At 50.0% G+C, this 18,115-nt stretch carries 19 protein-coding genes and 1 pseudogene; 14 read left to right on the forward strand and 6 right to left on the reverse strand.

Translation table 11 applies throughout. The annotated features are described in order from the left end of the window. Positions 1-8: 8 nt before the first annotated feature. From LCF57_RS17500 to LCF57_RS17540, 9 genes are all read left to right on the forward strand, one after another. The gene (locus LCF57_RS17500) at positions 9-254 is read left to right on the forward strand and encodes an acyl carrier protein (RefSeq protein ID WP_007431825.1); all 246 of its coding nucleotides are present in this window, start codon (positions 9-11) and stop codon (positions 252-254) included. Beyond that, positions 247-1,377 (forward strand): hypothetical protein, encoded by a 1,131-nt coding sequence (locus LCF57_RS17505; protein WP_226001833.1) that lies wholly within the window; start codon positions 247-249, stop codon positions 1,375-1,377. Before LCF57_RS17500 ends, LCF57_RS17505 begins: the two co-directional genes overlap by 8 nt. 93 nt (positions 1,378-1,470) lie before the next feature. After that, positions 1,471-2,463, forward strand: coding sequence for an ATP-binding cassette domain-containing protein (locus LCF57_RS17510; protein WP_226001834.1), 993 nt, complete (start codon positions 1,471-1,473; stop codon positions 2,461-2,463). Beyond that, complete coding sequence (locus tag LCF57_RS17515) at positions 2,435-3,259, forward strand: ABC transporter permease (RefSeq protein ID WP_226001835.1); 825 nt, start codon at positions 2,435-2,437, stop codon at positions 3,257-3,259. Before LCF57_RS17510 ends, LCF57_RS17515 begins: the two co-directional genes overlap by 29 nt. Position 3,260: 1 nt before the next feature. Next, positions 3,261-4,073, forward strand: coding sequence for an ABC transporter permease (locus tag LCF57_RS17520; protein WP_226001836.1), 813 nt, complete (start codon positions 3,261-3,263; stop codon positions 4,071-4,073). A 64-nt stretch (positions 4,074-4,137) separates the two neighbouring features. Continuing rightward, positions 4,138-5,673, forward strand: coding sequence for a hypothetical protein (locus LCF57_RS17525; RefSeq protein WP_226001837.1), 1,536 nt, complete (start codon positions 4,138-4,140; stop codon positions 5,671-5,673). A 17-nt stretch (positions 5,674-5,690) separates the two neighbouring features. Then, positions 5,691-6,875 carry a UDP-glucuronosyltransferase gene (locus LCF57_RS17530; RefSeq protein ID WP_226001838.1) on the forward strand — a complete coding sequence of 395 codons (1,185 nt, stop codon included), beginning with the start codon at positions 5,691-5,693 and terminating at the stop codon, positions 6,873-6,875. After that, positions 6,872-7,963, forward strand: coding sequence for a Gfo/Idh/MocA family protein (locus LCF57_RS17535; RefSeq protein WP_226001839.1), 1,092 nt, complete (start codon positions 6,872-6,874; stop codon positions 7,961-7,963). The genes LCF57_RS17530 and LCF57_RS17535 overlap by 4 nt, the downstream gene beginning before the upstream one ends. Before the next feature lie 88 nt (positions 7,964-8,051). Beyond that, positions 8,052-9,452: a type III PLP-dependent enzyme gene (locus LCF57_RS17540; RefSeq protein ID WP_226001886.1), complete on the forward strand. Its 1,401-nt coding sequence runs from the start codon at positions 8,052-8,054 to the stop codon at positions 9,450-9,452. Between the two features lie 124 nt (positions 9,453-9,576). On the opposite strand, the gene LCF57_RS17545 is transcribed toward LCF57_RS17540, so the two are convergent. The 3 genes from LCF57_RS17545 to efeO are packed head-to-tail and all read right to left on the reverse strand — an operon-like array spanning position 9,577 to position 13,673. Beyond that, positions 9,577-11,403 (reverse strand): FTR1 family iron permease, encoded by a 1,827-nt coding sequence (locus tag LCF57_RS17545; RefSeq protein ID WP_226001887.1) that lies wholly within the window; start codon positions 11,401-11,403, stop codon positions 9,577-9,579. 25 nt (positions 11,404-11,428) lie between these two features. Beyond that, on the reverse strand, positions 11,429-12,790 hold the full coding sequence (gene efeB, locus LCF57_RS17550; RefSeq protein ID WP_226001840.1) for an iron uptake transporter deferrochelatase/peroxidase subunit: 1,362 nt from the start codon (positions 12,788-12,790) through the stop codon (positions 11,429-11,431). 4 nt (positions 12,791-12,794) lie between these two features. Continuing rightward, the gene (gene efeO / locus LCF57_RS17555) at positions 12,795-13,673 is read right to left on the reverse strand and encodes an iron uptake system protein EfeO (RefSeq protein ID WP_226001841.1); all 879 of its coding nucleotides are present in this window, start codon (positions 13,671-13,673) and stop codon (positions 12,795-12,797) included. 303 nt (positions 13,674-13,976) lie between these two features. On the opposite strand from efeO, the gene LCF57_RS17560 reads away from it, so the two are divergent. Next, entirely contained in the window at positions 13,977-14,204 is a 228-nt protein-coding gene (locus tag LCF57_RS17560) for a helix-turn-helix domain-containing protein (protein WP_007431813.1), read from the forward strand. 208 nt (positions 14,205-14,412) lie between these two features. On the opposite strand, the gene LCF57_RS17565 is transcribed toward LCF57_RS17560, so the two are convergent. Then, positions 14,413-14,661, reverse strand: a complete 249-nt coding sequence (locus LCF57_RS17565) for a hypothetical protein (protein ID WP_226001842.1) — start codon at positions 14,659-14,661, stop codon at positions 14,413-14,415. A gap of 287 nt (positions 14,662-14,948) precedes the next feature. On the opposite strand from LCF57_RS17565, the gene LCF57_RS17570 reads away from it, so the two are divergent. The 4 genes from LCF57_RS17570 (at position 14,949) to LCF57_RS17585 (ending at position 17,094) form a co-directional block, all read left to right on the forward strand. Continuing rightward, positions 14,949-15,089, forward strand: a complete 141-nt coding sequence (locus LCF57_RS17570) for a hypothetical protein (protein ID WP_226001843.1) — start codon at positions 14,949-14,951, stop codon at positions 15,087-15,089. 321 nt (positions 15,090-15,410) lie between these two features. Beyond that, the gene (locus LCF57_RS17575) at positions 15,411-15,893 is read left to right on the forward strand and encodes a hypothetical protein (protein ID WP_226001844.1); all 483 of its coding nucleotides are present in this window, start codon (positions 15,411-15,413) and stop codon (positions 15,891-15,893) included. A gap of 136 nt (positions 15,894-16,029) precedes the next feature. After that, the gene (locus LCF57_RS17580; RefSeq protein WP_025716815.1) at positions 16,030-16,521 is read left to right on the forward strand and encodes a hypothetical protein; all 492 of its coding nucleotides are present in this window, start codon (positions 16,030-16,032) and stop codon (positions 16,519-16,521) included. A 186-nt stretch (positions 16,522-16,707) separates the two neighbouring features. Further along, positions 16,708-17,094: a hypothetical protein gene (locus LCF57_RS17585; protein WP_226001845.1), complete on the forward strand. Its 387-nt coding sequence runs from the start codon at positions 16,708-16,710 to the stop codon at positions 17,092-17,094. Between the two features lie 87 nt (positions 17,095-17,181). Here the strand turns inward: LCF57_RS17585 and LCF57_RS17590 are convergent, their stop codons facing one another. Continuing rightward, positions 17,182-17,850 carry a methyltransferase domain-containing protein gene (locus LCF57_RS17590; RefSeq protein WP_226001846.1) on the reverse strand — a complete coding sequence of 223 codons (669 nt, stop codon included), beginning with the start codon at positions 17,848-17,850 and terminating at the stop codon, positions 17,182-17,184. 69 nt (positions 17,851-17,919) lie between these two features. Next, positions 17,920-18,090, reverse strand: a pseudogene (locus LCF57_RS28230) (putative RNA methyltransferase); the annotation flags it as partial. Positions 18,091-18,115: the final 25 nt, after the last annotated feature.

Below are 18,115 nucleotides of genomic sequence, written 5' to 3' on the forward strand. Positions count from 1 at the left end.
AATTCAAGATGAAAACAGATGTATACCATGTAGTACCCTTGCTGGAAAAAGTATTAAAGCTGGCTCCGGGCGAGCTTGAACAGTTGGCTCCTGATCAGGACCTGCGAACTCTGGGACTGAATTCTCTGTCCGCTGTTGAATTGATTGTAGAGTTGGAGAATGAGCTTGATATTACGATGGAGGACGACGATCTCGTGCTGGAGCATCTATCTACACTGCAAGGCATTGAACGTTTGCTGGGCAAATATGCATAAGGGCGCTGAGAAGACCAGACTTGTGCAGGAATCTGGCATAGATAGTCGTCCTGATTCCATTGTTGACCACGTTGTTGCAGAAGTAGCCAACGCTCTTCCGGGGAAACATTGTGTATATTCTTCTCTGCGCACTTCATTGCGGCGCTATGGGGTGAACATGGCGGAGTCCGAGCTGTTCATGTTGTGTGGGAGTATGTGCGCGGAGTATAGCGGAGATTTGAAGCGCTTCGGACCTGAGAAATACCCGGAACAGCTGCAAGAAATGGCGGCCAGTGGCGGACCCGTGATTCGGGTGGAGCCGTGGATTGCTGGCGTAAGTGATGAAACCGATCTGCTGCGGGTGCTCACGTCAGGCTACAGTACGATGCTGCATACGTCGAGCACCGCCTTAACCTATCACGATGTATATGTGAAAAATTACCCAAGGGGTCATGTGATTGAGCTGTGCGGATTGGACCTGGGAGAGCGGACGGCACAGGTCAATGATAGCTTCCTGCTGGATTCCTCGGGACAGGCTATGACTTACGTGGGCCCGGCCCGTCTTGATGATTTGATGCAAGGGATTATTGAGTATGCATGGCTGGTAGAGGAGCCTGCCCGGCTTTCGCCAGGCGAGCTGCATGCTGCGTGTGCATACCATATTCGTCAGTATGTGACTGGGCACGAAGCTGTCTGGAGAGGTGTGCCTTCGCCTGATGAGTCGGGAAGTCAGACCGGAAAGGCCGGAACAGGCAAGGGGGTCAAGCGGGGGGATGCGGGTTACCGGGCATTTGTTGACGACTTCCGCCTGCTGGCAGACATGGAGGATCAGGATTTTCGGACGTACTGCCATGAAATCTATTACAATCTGCGATTGGGCAGTGCCCTTCATTTGACGGATTACACGGCTGATTATTGCCTGCTGCATCAAGACACGCTGGGACCTCAAGTACAGCAGGTGATTGAATTGGCACAGTCGTTGCACGCGGATTGGCACAAGCTCAATCTGCATATTTACAAAACAGGTCTCCAACTGCGCAAGCAGCGGATACCTGAGATTACGGAACGCGCGCTGAGTCTGATTGAAAGACAGCGGCATATGCTGGAGGAATTGATGCTTCTGGCGGAGCAAGCAGCCGATTAGCTCAGGTCGATCGTTCGGTTAAATCGTCATGGCCAGTCGTATCAGGCACGTTCATCAAGGTGTCACGGACAGAGGAAAGAGGAGGGGAATTCATTGCCGTCCATTACATCGAATCAATTGTCGAAAACGTTTACGTACTACAAAAAGGAGCCGGGCGTGCGCAAATCGTTACAAAACCTGTTCAGGCGGGAGAAGCTGACCAAGAAGGCTGTGCAAGATATCAGCTTCAGCATTGAGGAAGGTGAAATTGTCGGGTTTCTCGGTCCGAACGGGGCGGGCAAAACAACGACGCTCAAAATGCTGTCCGGCATTCTCCATCCCAGCGACGGGGAAGCATCGGTACTCGGTTTTACTCCGTGGAAGCGCCAAAAAGAGTTTAAACGTCAGTTTTCCATCGTGATGGGACAGAAAAACCAGCTCTGGTGGGATCTGCCTGCCAGTGAGTCATTCGAGCTGAACAAGCTTATTTACGAAATAGATGAAAGGCGTTATAAGGAGGCGTTGGACGAACTGGTCACCCTGCTTGGTGTGGAGGAGCAGCTTCATGTACAGGTGCGGCGGCTATCTCTCGGCGAGCGTATGAAAATGGAGCTAATTGCCGCGCTGCTGCACCGCCCACGGGTTATTTTACTGGACGAGCCGACGATCGGACTGGATCTTGTTTCTCAGCGGCGGATTCGTGAGTTTTTTAAAGCCTATAACCGCGCGCACCGGACGACCATCCTGCTGACAAGCCATTATATGAAGGATATTGAGGATTTATGTAGGAGATCCATCATTATTAGCGGTGGCCAGTTGGTTTATGACGGAGATTTGCACAAGGTGAATGAGGTCATTGGTGCTCGTAAATTGCTCAAGGTTCGACTGGAGACCCCCGTACCCAATCTGACGTTGGCGGGACTCGGCAAGCTGCGCTCCAATTCGGAGCTGGAGGCGATATTTGAGCTGGATGCAGAAGATACTTTGACTTGGTCCAAAAAGATTTTGGATGCACTGCCTGTCGTTGATTTTACGATTGAGGATGTCCCGCTGGAAGAGGGGATAGCCAATTTGTATGATGGGGGCAGGCTGGCCGATGCGAAATAACAAATATGTAAAGGTGCTCCAGCTTGGCATGCAAAATGAAATGGAATACCGGGCCAATTATTGGCTCCAGATGGCGGGGGTTATGCTGCCGATCATGACGCAAATTTTTCTCTGGCTTGCGGTATTCGGCTCTTCGGGACAGGCGAGAGTGCTGGGCTATTCTTTGCCGGAAATGCTGGTCTATGTCGTCATGGCGGGCGTGACTGGAAAACTGATCGCCACGGGCTTTGAATATGAAATTGCTACAGACATCAAGGAAGGCGGATTGGCCAAATTCATGGTGCAGCCTGTGCATTATTTTGCTTACCGTTTTTCCCGATTTATCGGTGGCAAAGCGGTACAATCTGCGGTCGTGCTGCTGGCGGCGGCTATTTTGCTGTTATGTCTCAGTCTGGACGGACATATCGGCTTCAGGCTGTCGTATATTCTGCTTTACATATTGGCGTTGCCGGGAGCGCTTGTGCTCAATTTTGTGGTCTATTACGCGCTGAGCGGCATAGCCTTTTGGGTGACGGAATCGGCAGGATTATTTTACACGCTGTCGCTTGTCATTTATGTCGCTAGCGGTACCGTGTTCCCGCTGACGATTTTTGGAGATGCTTTGGCCCGTCTGTTCAGCTTGCTACCGTTCAGCTACACCGTATTTTTTCCGGTGAACGCGCTAACAGGTAAGCTGACTGTGTTGGAAGCCGCTAAAGGCATTGGCGCGCAATGGCTCTGGATTGCAGTACTGGCGGCGGTATCGCGCTGGGTGTGGCAGGCTGGGCTCAAACGCTTTGTCTCGGTGGGAGGCTAACATGAAAAATGTTTTCCGAAACGTTGGACGTTACCTCAGGCTGTACTGGAAATTCGTCCAGTTTTCCGTCATGTCACAAATGGAATACCGCATAAACTTTATTACTGCGTTTCTGGTTGAAACGGCTTATTTGCTCATCAAGCTGCTGTACGCTTCGGTTCCATACCGGGCCGGGACGGATATTAACGGCTGGACTCCCGATGCGGTGCTGCTATATATCGGCGTATTTACGATGATGAGCGGATTTTACAGTGGCTTGTTCTACAGTAATTTTACAAGTCTGCCTGACAAAATCCGTACCGGTTCACTGGACGTGCTCATCACCAAGCCGGTGTCGCTGCAATTTATGGTGACACTGCGTCAATTTGAGCTGGGCTACACTGTGCCGAATGTAGTGGGTGGTGGAATTATGACGGGCATTGGCTGGTATCGGCTTGGTTTGCCATTTGATTTGGAAACCGTGGGAGGCTTCGCTGTGCTGCTTGGATGCGGGGTGCTTACGGCCTATTCCGTGTTTTTGCTGCCACAATTGCTGGCCTTTTGGATTATCCGTACGAACGGCGTAACGGAGCTGTCCAACAGCATTTTCGAGACCAACTATGTGCCGATGGCCGTGTATAGCAATCTGATTCAGCGTATCGGTTTGTTTGTGCTTCCGGTGTTTGTCATTTGTAATTTTCCACCCATGTTTATCCTCGGCAAAATGGATATCGGTTTGATCGTATGGGCATTTCTCGCACCTCTCTGGCTGCTGGCGATCATCCGCTTGATATGGCAGTTTGCACTGCGTGATTATACAAGTGCAAGCCAGTAGCGCTACCGTCATAGTAGGCTAGTCATAGTAAGCTAATAACGAAGCAAGAAAGGAAGCGAATGACATGAATGCGATACCGAACCAGCGTCATTTGTATATGGGAACGTTCGAAGCGGAGGCATACTGGCGGGATGCCCAGTTGGCTTCCCTGCCCGCCCTGCCTGACCGAGCTTCTTCAGCGATTGTAGCGGCGATGGATGAGCTGTTGTTCAGCTTTTGCCAGCCAGGGGACGCGTTATTGACCCGTTATGCAATGTCACCCGTGCATCGTCAGTATATCGCCGAGCTGGGCTTTCAACCGGCTGTCAACGAACGGGATTTGACTGACGGAATGGAGCAAGCCGGTGGCAACGTGTCGGCGGCTTCCGTTTTTGAGCTACTGGACAGCCTCAAGGCCGATGGCGGCGAGGATTTTCCTCAGCTGGAGGGTTGTGTGCTGAGTCCGTTTGCGGGTTTGCCGTATGTGGAGGAGGCTGCCCGTGCCTGGGGAATCACATTGCATCAGCCACCGCTGGAGACGATTCGCAAGGTAAATGCCAAAACCTATTCCTCTGATCTAAAACGCAGTCTCGGTCTGCGTAACCCGGGCCATATCGTGACTTCGTTTGCGGATGTAGCTGAGGCGGGGCGTAAGCTGCTGCGGGATGGAAGCTTTTTAATCAAGGATGATTTTGGCGTATCGGGCAAAGGAAACCTCCACATTACTTCGACGCAAATGCTGGACCGGATCGTATCGTATTTGCGTGAACAGGAGCGTAAAGGCAAACAGGTGCTATTCCTTCTGGAGCCTTTTTTGGAAAAAGAGCGGGATTTTTCATGCCAATTTTCGATTGGTGATGATGGAAGAGTCGATATCTTATCTGTGCAATGGCTGGCTAACACTCAATTTGCCTATCGGGAATCTTTGTCGCCGGATGAGGCTTTTATGGAACGGCTGGAGCGTGAGGGCTATTTTAGCTTAATGCAGGATGTGGGACGGCAGCTGTATCAGGATGGATATTACGGTGATGTTTGCATTGACTCCATGACACTCCGTGGCGGGAAGCTGGAGCCCATTATCGAAATTAACGCCCGCAAGTCGATGAGTTTGATCAAGCATCAGCTCGATAATTTTCTTGCTGCGAAAAACATGCGTGGCACGCTGACGAATTATTCGCTGTCCCATGACGGCAGTCTGTCTTATGAGGAGCTGCTGGAAGGGTTGAAATGTGAGGGGCTGCTGTTCACAGGTGAACGTGAGGAAGGTGTCATGCCGCTGGGTGCCAATACGTTATATGTGAACACAGGTGGAAGAGATGGGGAAAACAGAATTGTAGGCCATCCGAGCACACCAAGCAGCAATGCAACCGAACGTGGTGGCCGATCATCTGCCAAGCAGGTTCGCGTGAGTGGGATGAGTGCCGACCATGGCGGATCGGAAGAGAATGGCGTCGCGAAGCCGGGTCTAAGTGGTAAAACGGAAGCTGCCGGAAGCGAACGGGCACGAGGAAAAGGTCGTCTTTATTTAGAGCTGGTTGCTGCGGGAGATGAAGAAAAAATGCGTTTGACTACAAAGCTGGAGCGTTTTTTGGCGGAGCATCATTTTACAGTGCTGAATTAAACGGGAGGCGTATGAGCATGCGTAAGAGTATGGATAAGCTTATGGATCAGCCTATGGATAAATCTATTAAGGTGACGATATTGTGTTCCGGCTTCGGATTGGGCTTTTATACCCCCGGCTTGTTGTTGCAGGCGGGTCTTCGCAGGCTGGGCGTAGATACGGCAATTCATGTATTTGAAAATGTGCTGCCGGAATCGGCCCGTCTCAAGGTCGACAAGAGCCGCAAAGCTTATCACGACAACTTTGCTGTAGCCTTAATGTCACAGAAGGTTCCGCAGGATATGCGCAATTCATTGGATCCCGCTGCGATGGAAGTGCTGCTGAACCAATGGATGGCGGAGGATCGGCGGTTTTTTATATGCTTATCCGGTCATTGGATATATGTACTGGAGGAGTATCGCAAGCGAAGAGAGCCGGAGTCGGTGCATGTGGACATTGTATATATGGATTCGACACCTTCTCCTTCCTGGAAAAATCTAGCCAAGCATAACCCGCGTTTTGCTGATGGCTGTGGAGAAACGACTTTTTTTGAAAATGACAAGAATAGAGTCAGCCATTATATTGATATCCCGGCAGTAGAGCATATCCCTTTTGAAGCACGGCAATCCCGCTTATTCGTACATGGCGGCGGCTGGGGCATGGGCACATACCGTGACAAGATTGGGCAGCTGGAAGAGGCGGGCTGGGAGCTGGACCTGCTGTTGTATGATCAGGATCAACCGGATGGGCAGCGGGATAGTATACGCTATTTTCGAATGGATCCGCAGTGGAGAACATGGCAGCGAAATGAAGCCGGAGAGCATACGTTTCCCCCTTTCGGAGAGGTAAAATCAGGTGAGGAAACGGTGTATCAAGTTGGGCCGGATTACCATAGTATGGTGGACCGAGCGTGCCATGTCCAAGCCATTGTCAGTAAGCCTGGTGGAGGCAGCCTGACCGATTCGTTCGCTACAGCAACTCCGCTTATTATGCTGGAGCCGTTTGGTGTGCATGAGAAGCATAATGCGGATCTGTGGGAACGTCTGGGACTAGGTATGCGCTACGAGACATGGATGGAAACCTATGGTGGCAGTTCTAAAGTACTGGAGGATATGCATCGGAGGATCGTGGAGCTGCGCAGTCGGACGCCGCGCTATGTAGAGTCGTATGTGAATAGCATCCAAATGCAGGCAAGCGCATTGGGAATGGAGCAAGGGTCATGAACGTCGCTGCCGCTGCACATGAACCTGCGGTGAGAGATATCCGCTTTGGAATCATTGGCTGCTCCGCCATTGCGCCGCGTGCATTGCTGGAGCCGATTGGGCACGTTGCAGGGGCCCGCGTAACCGCGCTGGCGAATCGTACGGTTGCGAAGGCAGGAGAAATGGCGGATCGTTTTGGGGTCAGTGTCGTCTATCGACATGCCGAGGATTTGCTAAAGGACCCGGACATCGACGCTGTATATATTGCACTTAGCAACGATTTGCATGCCGAGTGGATTGGCAAAGCACTGCAGGCTCACAAGCACGTGCTGGTGGAAAAACCGTTATGCCTGAGTACGGCGGATCTGATTCCCCTGGCCGCGACTGTTGAGCAGAGCAGTGCCTACCTGCTGGAGGGAGTCATGGTACAGCATCACCCTTGGCAGCGTGAGCTGCGAAGGATCGTGGAATCAGGCTGCTACGGTCGTTTACGCTCCATAGCGACTAGCCTGTGCATTCCCGCCAAGAATGGGCATGCATTCAATTACAGATCCCGGCCGGAGCAAGGCGGGGGATGTTTTTGGGATTTGGGCGTGTACTGGCTCCAGTTGCTTCAGGCCGTCGTTGGATTGGAGCAGGCGGAATTCCGCAGTCAATCGGATTTCAATGGTCCCCATGGCTGTGACTGGACATTTCATGCACAGGCCCACTATCCGGGTGGCTTGGAGGCGTCAGCACTTTTTTCATTTGAGCGGCCTTATCGCTGTGCTCATGTATTGACCTTTGATTCGGCGGTGGTCAGCTTGCAGGACTGTTTTCGGGCAAATTTGGGCTTTTATAAAATAACACTCAAGACGGAAATGAGGGACATCACGCCGAATATAACAGCTACGGATGCATCGACAGAGGGACCATCGCATCAGTTGCAATCCAAAATGAAAACCGTTTTCGAGCCTATGAACTATTATGTCAATCAGTTAGAGGCCTTCTGCAGTATCATCCGGGGTGAAGCGGAGCCGATTCCGTTCCGTGAGGCCGCCGAGCGCGTCAGACTGCTGGCAGCTATTCATGAGGCAGCACGTTCGGGCAAGACGATCTATGCAGGATGAGTATTTTTGCATAAATCTCAGGAGCGTTGGGAACCGAATGATGCAAAATGCTGAGGATAGAACAGGGAAGAGAGGGGGGATTCAGCAGATGGTTGAAAAGGACAAGGCCTTGCTGGAGCGTTTCGGTAAGCACCCGACACCATTTTACTATTACGACGGAGACGCGATGTATGCTCATGTCAGTTCGCTACTGGCCCGGTTGCATCCGGCTGTGCGTGTACATTACGCACTTAAGGCTAACGGTAACGTAGCCTTGGCGGGATTGCTGCGTTCGTTAGGCTGCGGCGTCGAGATCGCTTCGGCCGGTGAAATGTTCGTCGCGATGGAGGCCGGGTATGCAGCGGAAGACGTGTTGTACGCCGGACCGGGAAAAACGGCAGCCGAGCTGAATGAGGCGGTAGCCTGCGGAATTGGTTGCATTCATGTCGAATCGGTGCGGGAACTGCGTCTACTGGAGGATATTGCGGCCCAGGCGGGCTTGTTTGTCAGAGCTGCGGTTCGTATCAATCCCGATAACGATCTGTCGGGGGCGACGATAAAAATGGGCGGTGTTCCCCGTCCCTTTGGTGTCGATGAAGGGCAGCTGGAGCACTTTTTTGAGGCGCTGGAGGATTGCCCACATGTTTATTTTCAAGGTATCCAGGTATATACAGGTACGCAAATGCTAAAAGCGGATCAGATTCTGGCTTCATTTGCGAATACGCTGCAGTTGGCAGAACGGGTACAGGCCCGGTATGGGGTTGCCATGCATACGGTAAATTTGGGCGGCGGGTTTGGTGTTCCTTATTTTGCCCATGAGCAGCCGCTGGATATGGAACAAGTTATCGACGGACTAAACGCACTCGCGGAGCAGACCCAGTCCCGTATGCCGGGGGTTACGCTGATTATCGAAAGCGGCAGGTATTTGGTCGCTCAAGCAGGCATGTACGTTTGCCAGGCATTGTATACAAAGGAGTCCAAAGGAGAAAAATTTGTCGTGGCTGATGGCGGCATGAATCATTATGCCTCGGCTGCCTTTCGGGGACGCCGCATTCGGGACAACTACCCGGTGCGAATTATGCGCAAGCAAGTGACGGAACGGGAAGTACAGGAAGTGGGAGCTAACATGCGCATGGAGCAGCGAAACGTTCCTGTTCAGGAGTCCATGGCTTTTGGGCTGCCAGGGGAGGCTGCAAGCCGGATCGGGGAGCATCCGGTGGAAGCATCACTGGAGCTGGAAACGGTAAGCATTGTTGGCCCGCTCTGCACACCCGAGGATTGTATTGTGAAAAAAGCGCAGCTTCCCCCGATTCAGGAGGGCGACTATATCGTCTTTCCAAACGCGGGGGCTTATGGATTAAGCTATAGTCCAGTACATTTTCTAGGACATGCTACCCCGGCAGAGCTGCTCGATTTTCGCGGGGAGATACATGTGATTCGTGAACACGGTGACCGCACGGATTTGCTGCATCATCAGCTTATGATTCCGTTGCCCGAGGATGTGCTGTAATCAAAGATGCGCTGTAACTAAAGATGTGCATAAGCATGCAAAAACGCCAAAACCGTGGGGAGTCGATACAAATCGGCTTCCCCTGTTTTGGCGTTTTTTTACGTTGTAAGCTTTGTCGATTGGATTAGCGCTGCTTGGAGCTGCGCATTTCCTGACGTACGAGCTGCCACACCATAAAAATCAGTACAGCCACTTGTGGGACAAACGTTTCCCAAGTCGGGTACATTCCGAGCCAGCTAATGGTTGGGAGCGCGGAGTCAGTATGCCCCGAAAGCTTGCCAGCCACTTGAAGCGAATGAATACTTTCGCCCAAAAATCGGAATACGAGATAGTAAATCAATACAGTGGCAGTCAGGAAAAAGGCGCGAATCGGCAAACGTACGCTGAATTTAATGATTGCAAATGCCAAGACGACCAGTATAGCCATTGCTGAGCCAATACCGATCAGCAATTGCGAGGTTTCGATGGCTGGAGCCATACCGATATAAAAGATGGCTGTCTCGGCTCCTTCACGCAAAATCGCGAGCGCTGACACTGCAAATAGCGACCACAGGCTGCCACGCGCCAGCGCATTGCCGACGCTGTTTTCAACAAAGCGGTTCCACGCAGCAGCGCTGGATTTGCTGTGCAGCCAGCTGCCCACAGTCAGCATGAGCACAACCGCTACCAGCCCGGTGATGCCTTCCAGCAGCTCACGCATGCTGCCTGAGGCGGCAGCCGCCACCAGCGTGGTGAACAGCACCGCCAAGACACCGCTCAGCACCAGTCCCGTACCGGCGCCTGCCCAGATCCAGCGGCCAGCCACGGCCTCGCCGCTTTTTTTGGCATACGCCAGCAGAGCTGCAAGCACGAGAATGGCCTCCAAGCCCTCGCGCAGCAAAATCAGAGCGGCATCCCAGGCGGTGTAGGAACGATTTTCCGTCAACGGACGGAGCCTGTCCAGCATTTGATCGATCGTCTGGATCGCTTTGGCCGTGTCTGGTGGAGAAGACAGGAGATGACCGGAAGCCTCGGTCATTTCATTTTCAATCGCAGTATATGAAGCTGGATCGGAAATTTGCACATGCCCTTCCACAGAAGGCCACAAAGCGATAAACTGACCTATTTTGTCAGCCGCTGGCGCTGGCTGATTGGCTACCGTATCCTGCCGTGCGGATTCGAGCAATTGGACTGCATCGGCCAGGGAAGCCGTCGAACCTTTTGTCGTTCCAGCCGCCGCATTGCCTGCACCAACTCCCTGTCCTGTGTTCACGGATTTGCCCTGACTATAATCGGATAGCAGGGTCGTCAGCTCCTGCATTTCCTTAAGAGCCTGCGCTTGACGAATCGGCTCGGCTTGCATGGAAATGCGAATGAGACTGATTTTAGTTTCCAGCGCACTGTATACCGAAAAATTGTCCGAACGAATCGGCGTTTCCACCTGATACCAGGCTTTTACGATTCGGTCGTAATCCAGCCGGGCAGCCGTCCAGTCGCCTTTTTGCATGGCAGCCAGACTGCCCTTAGCCATAGGTAGCAGTTTTTCTGCTGCTTTGGCTCCAGCCGGAGCTGGTTGATCTCCTTCGGCAGCAGTCACATACTCATTGACCGAGCGGGCCAGCACGGATAGCGCAGCTTTTGCTGACTCCCCGCCGCCACTGGCAAGCGCCTGCTCCGCGTCGGTGAGTGCTTGATCCACAGCTGCGATGTGGGCTGAATCACCGCCATTTGTCTTGGCAGTCTCCCACAGGGCACGGAATTGTTTAAGATCCTTGGAGGCTTCTGCCCATTGGGCTTGTCCCGCTTCCACCAGCGCTCCGCCCACCACAGGCATCAGCTGATCGTTGGAGACAGCTTTGGCATCTGCTTGTGCCAAAGCAACCGCTCCCGAATCGGATATGAACGGAGTCACTGTCAGCAGCAGAGCTGCCAGCAGAAACACCCATCCCAAGCTTTTATTGCGCCGCTTCATCATAAATCCCCTTCCTTGCCTGCTGCTAAAATAACGTATCCCCGATGTAGCCGCCTTGCGATACACCCGGGAAGCAGGCGAACACCGCACTGCCTTTGTGTACAATATATTCGTTCAGCTTGTCATTGCGTGCAAGCTTCTCCTGAATATGAACGAACTGCTTGAACAGATCACGCTGGTAGCTGATGAACAGCAGTCCGGCATCCAGCTGTCCTGTTTGCTTGTCCAATCCACTTGAATACGAATAAGACCGCCGCAAAATATTAATGCTCCCATCTCCATGAGCCAATGCAACATGAGAGGTGGGGGGCGTAAGCGGCTTGCCTTCTGGACTTGTAGCCGCCAGATCGAGCTTGTCAAACTCCTTGGCCTTGCCCAGTGGGGCACCGCTGCTGCGATGGCGTCCAAAGGTATCCTCTTGATCGCCCAGTGTTGAGCGATCCCAAACCTCTATCCGCATGCGTACACGGCGTACAGCCATATAGCTGCCATTGCCCATCCAAGCAGGTCCATCACTGGACTGTGTCCAAACGAGCCGCTTCATCTCGTCTGCCTTGGACGTATCCGGGTTCCCCGTACCGTCCTTGAAGCCGAGCAAATTGCGTGGTGTGCTTCCCGCCGGATCAGCCTGTGCTGTTCGCTGGAAGCCCTCCTGCGTCCAGCGAAGCACTGCCGTTCCTCGGGCAATACGCGCCAAATTACGCAAGGCATGGAAAGCAACCTGCAAGTCATTGGCGCATACCTGTACGCCGATATCGCCGCCGCACCATTGCTCATCCAGCGCATCCCCCTGGAAACGGGGCAGCTCACGGAACCCGGCAGGTTTAAGCCCTGCCAGGCCATAGCGGCCATCAAAAAAGGATGGGCCCACCCCAAAGGTGATCGTCGTCCGGGACGGCGATAACCCTGCCGCCTCGCCTGTATCGGAAGGAGGCAGGTTGAGGTTTTCATTCTCGGTGCCAATCAGCGTGCCAGAAGTCATCGTAGCACTTGCTTCCGTCCAGGCTTTGAACAGGCTGCGTACCTGTTCCTTGTCGCTTGTCGTCAGATCAAAGGCCGCAAAGCAGATGAAATCCTGTGCCGGAGTCACAATACCGGCCTGATGTTTGCCGTAAAAAGGGACCACATCTTGGGTATCTGCCTCCGTCACCATGCTTTCGAGGCGCTGACCAGCTGACAGCACAGCTCCGACACCGCCGCCGAGCAGGAGACCCAGTCCACCTACCCCGGCCAGCTTCAAAAGCTCTCGGCGTGATACGGTTGTGCTCTTTCCTGACAGCTCACCATCCGCTGGCTGAGCATCCTTTTTTTCCAGATCAGCTTGTTCTTTATGGGATTCCGCATGCTGCGGGGCTCCCTGCTCCTTTTGTCGCTTAAAGCCTTTCATGTCGTTACACTCCTAACAATTTACCCATTTGGGACAACGGTTCTGCCAAGGCATCGAGGTTCTGGCTCAGCTTTTTAATTTCTTCCGGCTTCAGTTTGGTATACAACACGTAGCCTTCACCTTCCTTGAAAGGAGCCAGCTCCTGCTGTAAGGCGGCAAAGCGCTCACCAATTTGTTTTTCCAACGCCGCATCTTTTTGGTTCAGGTCTGTTTTCAAGATGTCATATATCTTTTGGGCGCCTTCCACATTGGCTGCGAAGTCGTACAAATCTGTATGCGAATATCGTTCCTCCTCACCGGTTACCTTGGAGGTAGATACTTCATTCAACAGCTCCACTGCCCCCGTTACCATCAGGCTGGCGTCAATGTTGACCGTTTCTACCTTGGCACGCAGCAGTTTGGCATCACTCAATAGGCGGTCGGCAAACTCGTCCAATCCTTTGGTCGTGTTCTCTTCCCACAATGTTTTTTCAATACGATGAAAGCCGCGCCAATCCGCGGCATCCACATCACCGTCGCGGGCATCAATATTCGGGTCCAGATCGCCCAGCGCTTCTGCAATTGGTTCAATCCGCTCATAGTACATGCGCGCAGGAGCATACAGCGCCTTGGCTTTGTCGAGCTCGCCAGCTTTGACCGCATTCGTGAATTCTTCCGTCTTCTTCACAAATGTATCGCATTGCTCGATGGCATAGGTGCGGTAAGCTGCTACCGCTTGATCGAAATTGGGAGCAGGAGCTGCAGGAGTCGTTGTCTGTGTTGTTGCTCCCGCATCTTTGGTCGCTGCAGCCGGCTGCTGAGTAGCAGTCCCGGTTTGTCCGCAGCCTGCGAACAGAATAGAAGAGACCAGCACTCCGGCCGGTACAGCATAACGTAGTTTCATAATGAATGACACCCTTTCTGGCCAAACTGGCCCTGAACCATAGTCTGTTGCGTGATATCTATATCGAATTATTATTTGATAATGATTATCAGTCGCGGTTTTTCTTATCATAAGTCTGGCTCATATGCCTGTCAATACATAATTTAGACACAAAGTTCAACGCATCATTAAAGCCGCAAGTAAGGTGCCTATGCCCATTTTTACCCGCATATTGAACCATACCTGAGCACATGACATAAAATGTGTTGACTGTATCCCTTAACCTTGTTACACCACACAAAACCCGAGCAAGGAGGGGTGAAATTGACGAAGGGTAACGACCACAAAAACAAGTTTTTGTTAACTCACCGTGAACGTGAAGTATTTGAACTGCTCGTGCAGGACAAAACGACGCGTGACATCGCCGGACAGCTATTTATTAGCGAAAAGACGGTCCGAAACCATATCTCTAATGTTATGCAAAAATTGAACGTAAAAGGTCGTTCACAGGCGGTCGTGGAATTAATCAGGCTTGGCGAATTAAAAATCTGACCTCTCGTTCCTTGCGGGGTACAAAGTCTTCTCGATGATCCTTCAACAGTGAAGGAAGGGCGGGAAGGCTTTTGTTTTGTAGGATGGCTAAACCAAGTAAGGTTTTTATACTTTGAGTTTCAGGATAGAAGCTGGAGAGACTACAGTGACGTAAAAAACAAGCGAGTGTCTCAGAAATAGACATCCGCTTGTTTTGATCATTTGTAGTTTAGAAATCGTAGTCCAGAAGCTGTTCTTGCCAGTTAGCTATTCTTGATAGCTCCGATTTGGGATAGCCCAATCGTTTTGTTTTTCTACTGCACATCCAGCAGGAACAATGGATTTTTCCTTTGGAGAATACACCATCGAATTTGACGACCCATCCCCGGTGTGCTGAAAGTCGTTTTTTACGCTGAATAACCCGCTTTCTGTGGTGTCTTAAATAAGCTTGATTACGATTTTTTTGATTAGATTTCATTACCATCACGCTCCCTTGGGTAAAGGCTCAGCCCGCAGGAATTCCAAGGGTTAAAGGTTTCTACGGGCAGAGCGTGATGGTATGTTTCTCAACATTTAGAGTCATCTGTGTCACCTCTTGGTAGGAAATGATGGGTTAAGTAGGGGAGTGAATCAGCATAGATTCAAAGTTAACTTTGAATTTTGCTCTCATCATAAAATTAATACCTAAGATGCCATCGAACCCATTCGGTTCTTGAACTGAATCAAGTTGGACAGGAAATAGCACCAGATCTTATTGTAAAGTCATTGACAGAGGAAAATATTGAGCAAGCCATTAAAAATTATGCTCAAGAAGACGCTTTTTGGCTTAAATTATTATTTGCAGCTAGTATCGATCGAACGCTCTTAGATTTAGATAAAGTATATGCACTTCTCACGGAAAGGTAGAAAAATAAAACGATTAAACCGCTGAAATATGTGGGAATTTGTGTGTAAGTGTTGTATTATATATAGAAGGAAGAAACTACCATTCAATCATGTAGCAGATCACATGAGTAATCAATGCAGAAGGCTGTACCACAAAGTTATACAAGGCAGAAATGCATTCGGTGATAGTCTAAGAATGTAAATGCCAATATGGAATCCCTGAAAGATCAGTATTCAGGGTATCAACAGAATGGAAGATGGATCAGGTTTCGAGGGTAGCAGGAAGTAGCTTTTCCATAGAGCTACCTGGTATATTCTTGATTGGAGGTGAACAGGAGACATATGACACCCAACCAACACTTGATGACTTATACGCTGAACAGCGGCATAAAGGGAACTGTCGACCTATCCAGTAAGCAGGTGCAGGAATGGATCAAAGCATATCGAATTGGCAGCAAGTTTGTAACGGTCGTAGGTAAACAATATTTTGGTTTAAACCCTGAGTTGGTAGCAGATTTTAAGGTACATAATGAATACTCGGAGCAGAGAGAGCACATATCCATGATACAGCCTGTAATAGAACGCAAGGCTATAAATGTGGAACCGCTGGTAGATGCGTACAACCAGCATAAAACGTTAATTCAGGTTGAATGTAAATGTGGAGCTTCCTATATAGAGGAGTCCCCGCACAAAAGAACCAAGTGGTCCTGCAAGGAATGCAATAACATTGTATTTCTGGATCGTAAGAAGGGTATGGTGGATACGGAAAAAGGCAAGGCATGGTATATGACGAACATGTACTATGTGGAAAGACTAAGCAACTGACTTAGGTCAGTTGTTTTTATTCTATATGTCCATTCCCTAAATTTTATAAATCGGCTATAATCTTTTGCCAAATAATAAAATTGATGTTTTTTGCGCTTTGTAGTACATTATCAAGTGTATTATAAGGAGGCTTCTCATGTACGGACATAGACAAGATGATACTTTATACATCATGACTTACACATTAAATAGCGGTATCAAGGGTACAGTGCCTTTGTCTAATCAACAGATACAGGAATGGCTTGAGTGTTACAGAATCGGCAAAAAATTTGTAACCGAGATTGGCAAGGAGTACTTTGGACTACATGCGGAATTAGTGGCAGATTTTAAAGTGCACAATCAGTATTCAAGCTATCAGGAGGTCATTATCCCGATTCAACAGCCGGATACTGGTTTAAAAGAGCTGTCCCAAGCTTACAAATCAACAGAAACCTTGATTAAAGTAGATTGCAAATGTGGTACATCGTATGTAACAGAATCCCCCATTAAGCGGACCAAGTGGTACTGCACCAAATGCCGGGAGATTGTCTTTCTTGACAGTAAAAAGGGAATGGTTGACACTTCTAGAGGCAAGGCTCATTATATGACGAATAAGTATTTTGTGGACCGGGAAACAACTGGCGTGTAAGCCGGTTGTTTTTTTTATTAAGATTATAGAATTTATAAATTTTCAGCAGGGCTGAACAATTCTATAATCGCAAGAAAAACTCCCGCTAAGCGCGGTCTGGCTTCTGTGAAAGTACGTCGATATACGTTTTTCTTATTGGGGGTGAATTTTATTAAAGGAAATCATTCGAACGGTGCAAGAAACCGCATGAGTACGAACAGCGTGTACATCAACGAAACGCTTCAACTGGAACAAATCATCAGTGATCTGCGGGTGATGGGCTACGTGGCTTTTCATCATCATCCGCAAATCGCAGGTGAGCCTGATGAACAGGAGGAGCTGAAACAGCAGCTGCTATCGTTTTTTCAACAGCATCATGTATTGTGGATTGAGGTAGATCCCTTAACGCAATATGCGGTAATTAATAATATGGGCAAGGCCACGGTGCTAAAGCTGATTGGTCGCAGGATGAACCCGTTACGTGATCAGAGAGCGAATGCTGCTTTGGCCGGGCAGCCGCTTCACGAATGGGATCGGGAAATAGAGCGGTTGGATCAACTGGTGCGTCTGCTGCGCTATACCCGTTTTACATAAGTTCTGTGATCGAAAACAAGAATAACCAAAAAAAGCATTCACGAAGCATGTGTAATCACATGCCGTGAATGCTTTTTTAGCTTGCACCTATTTTCTACCGCATAAGATGAGCAAATCTACTGTAATATGGGTTAAGTTCATTTCCTGTACTCGATGCCAATCTGCTTCCGTGGCTCCCCACGTTAAGGGAGTCATATGGATTAAAGGCTCCATAAGGTCGGCATGTAACGGAAAACAATAGGTTACCCGCTCGACGTTTAGAAGTTGAAAATGCTCTTTAAATCGGCTTAACGTATTGTCATTCGAATAAGCAGGTCTATTCTTGTTCTGTTCATACCCGTACCTTAATTCCTGAAGATAATATTGCTCTGGAACGACCTTCAGGATGCAGCCATCCGCTGAAAGAACTCTTGTAAATTCAGCATAATTGGAGGGAGATAAAATATTGAGTATACCGTCAAATTGTTGGTTTGCAAAAGGACAATGAGCCAGATCGGCAACGCACCAGAGAGGCTGCGGATATTTTTTGGACGCAGCGGCAATGCCTTCTTTAGATAGATCCATACCTACGCTAGTAAGCTCACGGATTCCCCTCTGGATTAGTTTATCCTGAATGTGGCTCAGATGAGAGCCTTCCCCGCAGCCCGCATCCAGCAAGTAAAGCTGTCTATTTTGGTCAAGCAGCGGCTTCATAAATTCCACTATATGGTTGGTTATGGCTTCATTTAAGGGATCAAAAAATCCACTGTTGCACATCCTTCTTCGGGAGGCAAACAGTTGTTTATCATATTTGGTTTTATAGGCTCGGGAGGATAAATGTATATACCCGTGCCTGGAGAGATCATAGCAATGCTGGTTAGTACATAAAAGGCTTTTACATGTTACCATACGCATCGGTTGAGAGCATAGGGGGCATCTAAAGAGATGTTGATGCTTCTCCATCTGATTGGCCTTTATCGCATGTTTATTCCATTTGTGCATAGAAGAGCACCCCATTCATTCGTATTTTGGTGAATGAAAA

This window comes from Paenibacillus sp. BJ-4 (genome assembly GCF_020404765.1).
Classification (GTDB): Bacteria; Bacillota; Bacilli; order Paenibacillales; family Paenibacillaceae; genus Paenibacillus.

Coding starts and splice junctions, on each gene's coding strand:
- LCF57_RS17535 (WP_226001839.1), top strand. CDS start 6,872: ATGAACGTCGCTGCCGCTGCACATGAACCTGCGGTGAGAGATATCCGC.
- efeO (WP_226001841.1), bottom strand. CDS start 13,673: ATGAAACTACGTTATGCTGTACCGGCCGGAGTGCTGGTCTCTTCTATT.
- LCF57_RS17500 (WP_007431825.1), top strand. CDS start 9: ATGAAAACAGATGTATACCATGTAGTACCCTTGCTGGAAAAAGTATTA.
- LCF57_RS17540 (WP_226001886.1), top strand. CDS start 8,052: ATGGTTGAAAAGGACAAGGCCTTGCTGGAGCGTTTCGGTAAGCACCCG.
- LCF57_RS17580 (WP_025716815.1), top strand. CDS start 16,030: ATGTACGGACATAGACAAGATGATACTTTATACATCATGACTTACACA.
- LCF57_RS17585 (WP_226001845.1), top strand. CDS start 16,708: ATGAGTACGAACAGCGTGTACATCAACGAAACGCTTCAACTGGAACAA.
- LCF57_RS17565 (WP_226001842.1), bottom strand. CDS start 14,661: ATGAAATCTAATCAAAAAAATCGTAATCAAGCTTATTTAAGACACCAC.
- efeB (WP_226001840.1), bottom strand. CDS start 12,790: ATGAAAGGCTTTAAGCGACAAAAGGAGCAGGGAGCCCCGCAGCATGCG.
- LCF57_RS17590 (WP_226001846.1), bottom strand. CDS start 17,850: ATGTGCAACAGTGGATTTTTTGATCCCTTAAATGAAGCCATAACCAAC.
- LCF57_RS17530 (WP_226001838.1), top strand. CDS start 5,691: ATGCGTAAGAGTATGGATAAGCTTATGGATCAGCCTATGGATAAATCT.
- LCF57_RS17575 (WP_226001844.1), top strand. CDS start 15,411: ATGACACCCAACCAACACTTGATGACTTATACGCTGAACAGCGGCATA.
- LCF57_RS17545 (WP_226001887.1), bottom strand. CDS start 11,403: ATGAAGCGGCGCAATAAAAGCTTGGGATGGGTGTTTCTGCTGGCAGCT.
- LCF57_RS17520 (WP_226001836.1), top strand. CDS start 3,261: ATGAAAAATGTTTTCCGAAACGTTGGACGTTACCTCAGGCTGTACTGG.
- LCF57_RS17515 (WP_226001835.1), top strand. CDS start 2,435: ATGGGGGCAGGCTGGCCGATGCGAAATAACAAATATGTAAAGGTGCTC.
- LCF57_RS17505 (WP_226001833.1), top strand. CDS start 247: ATGCATAAGGGCGCTGAGAAGACCAGACTTGTGCAGGAATCTGGCATA.
- LCF57_RS17525 (WP_226001837.1), top strand. CDS start 4,138: ATGAATGCGATACCGAACCAGCGTCATTTGTATATGGGAACGTTCGAA.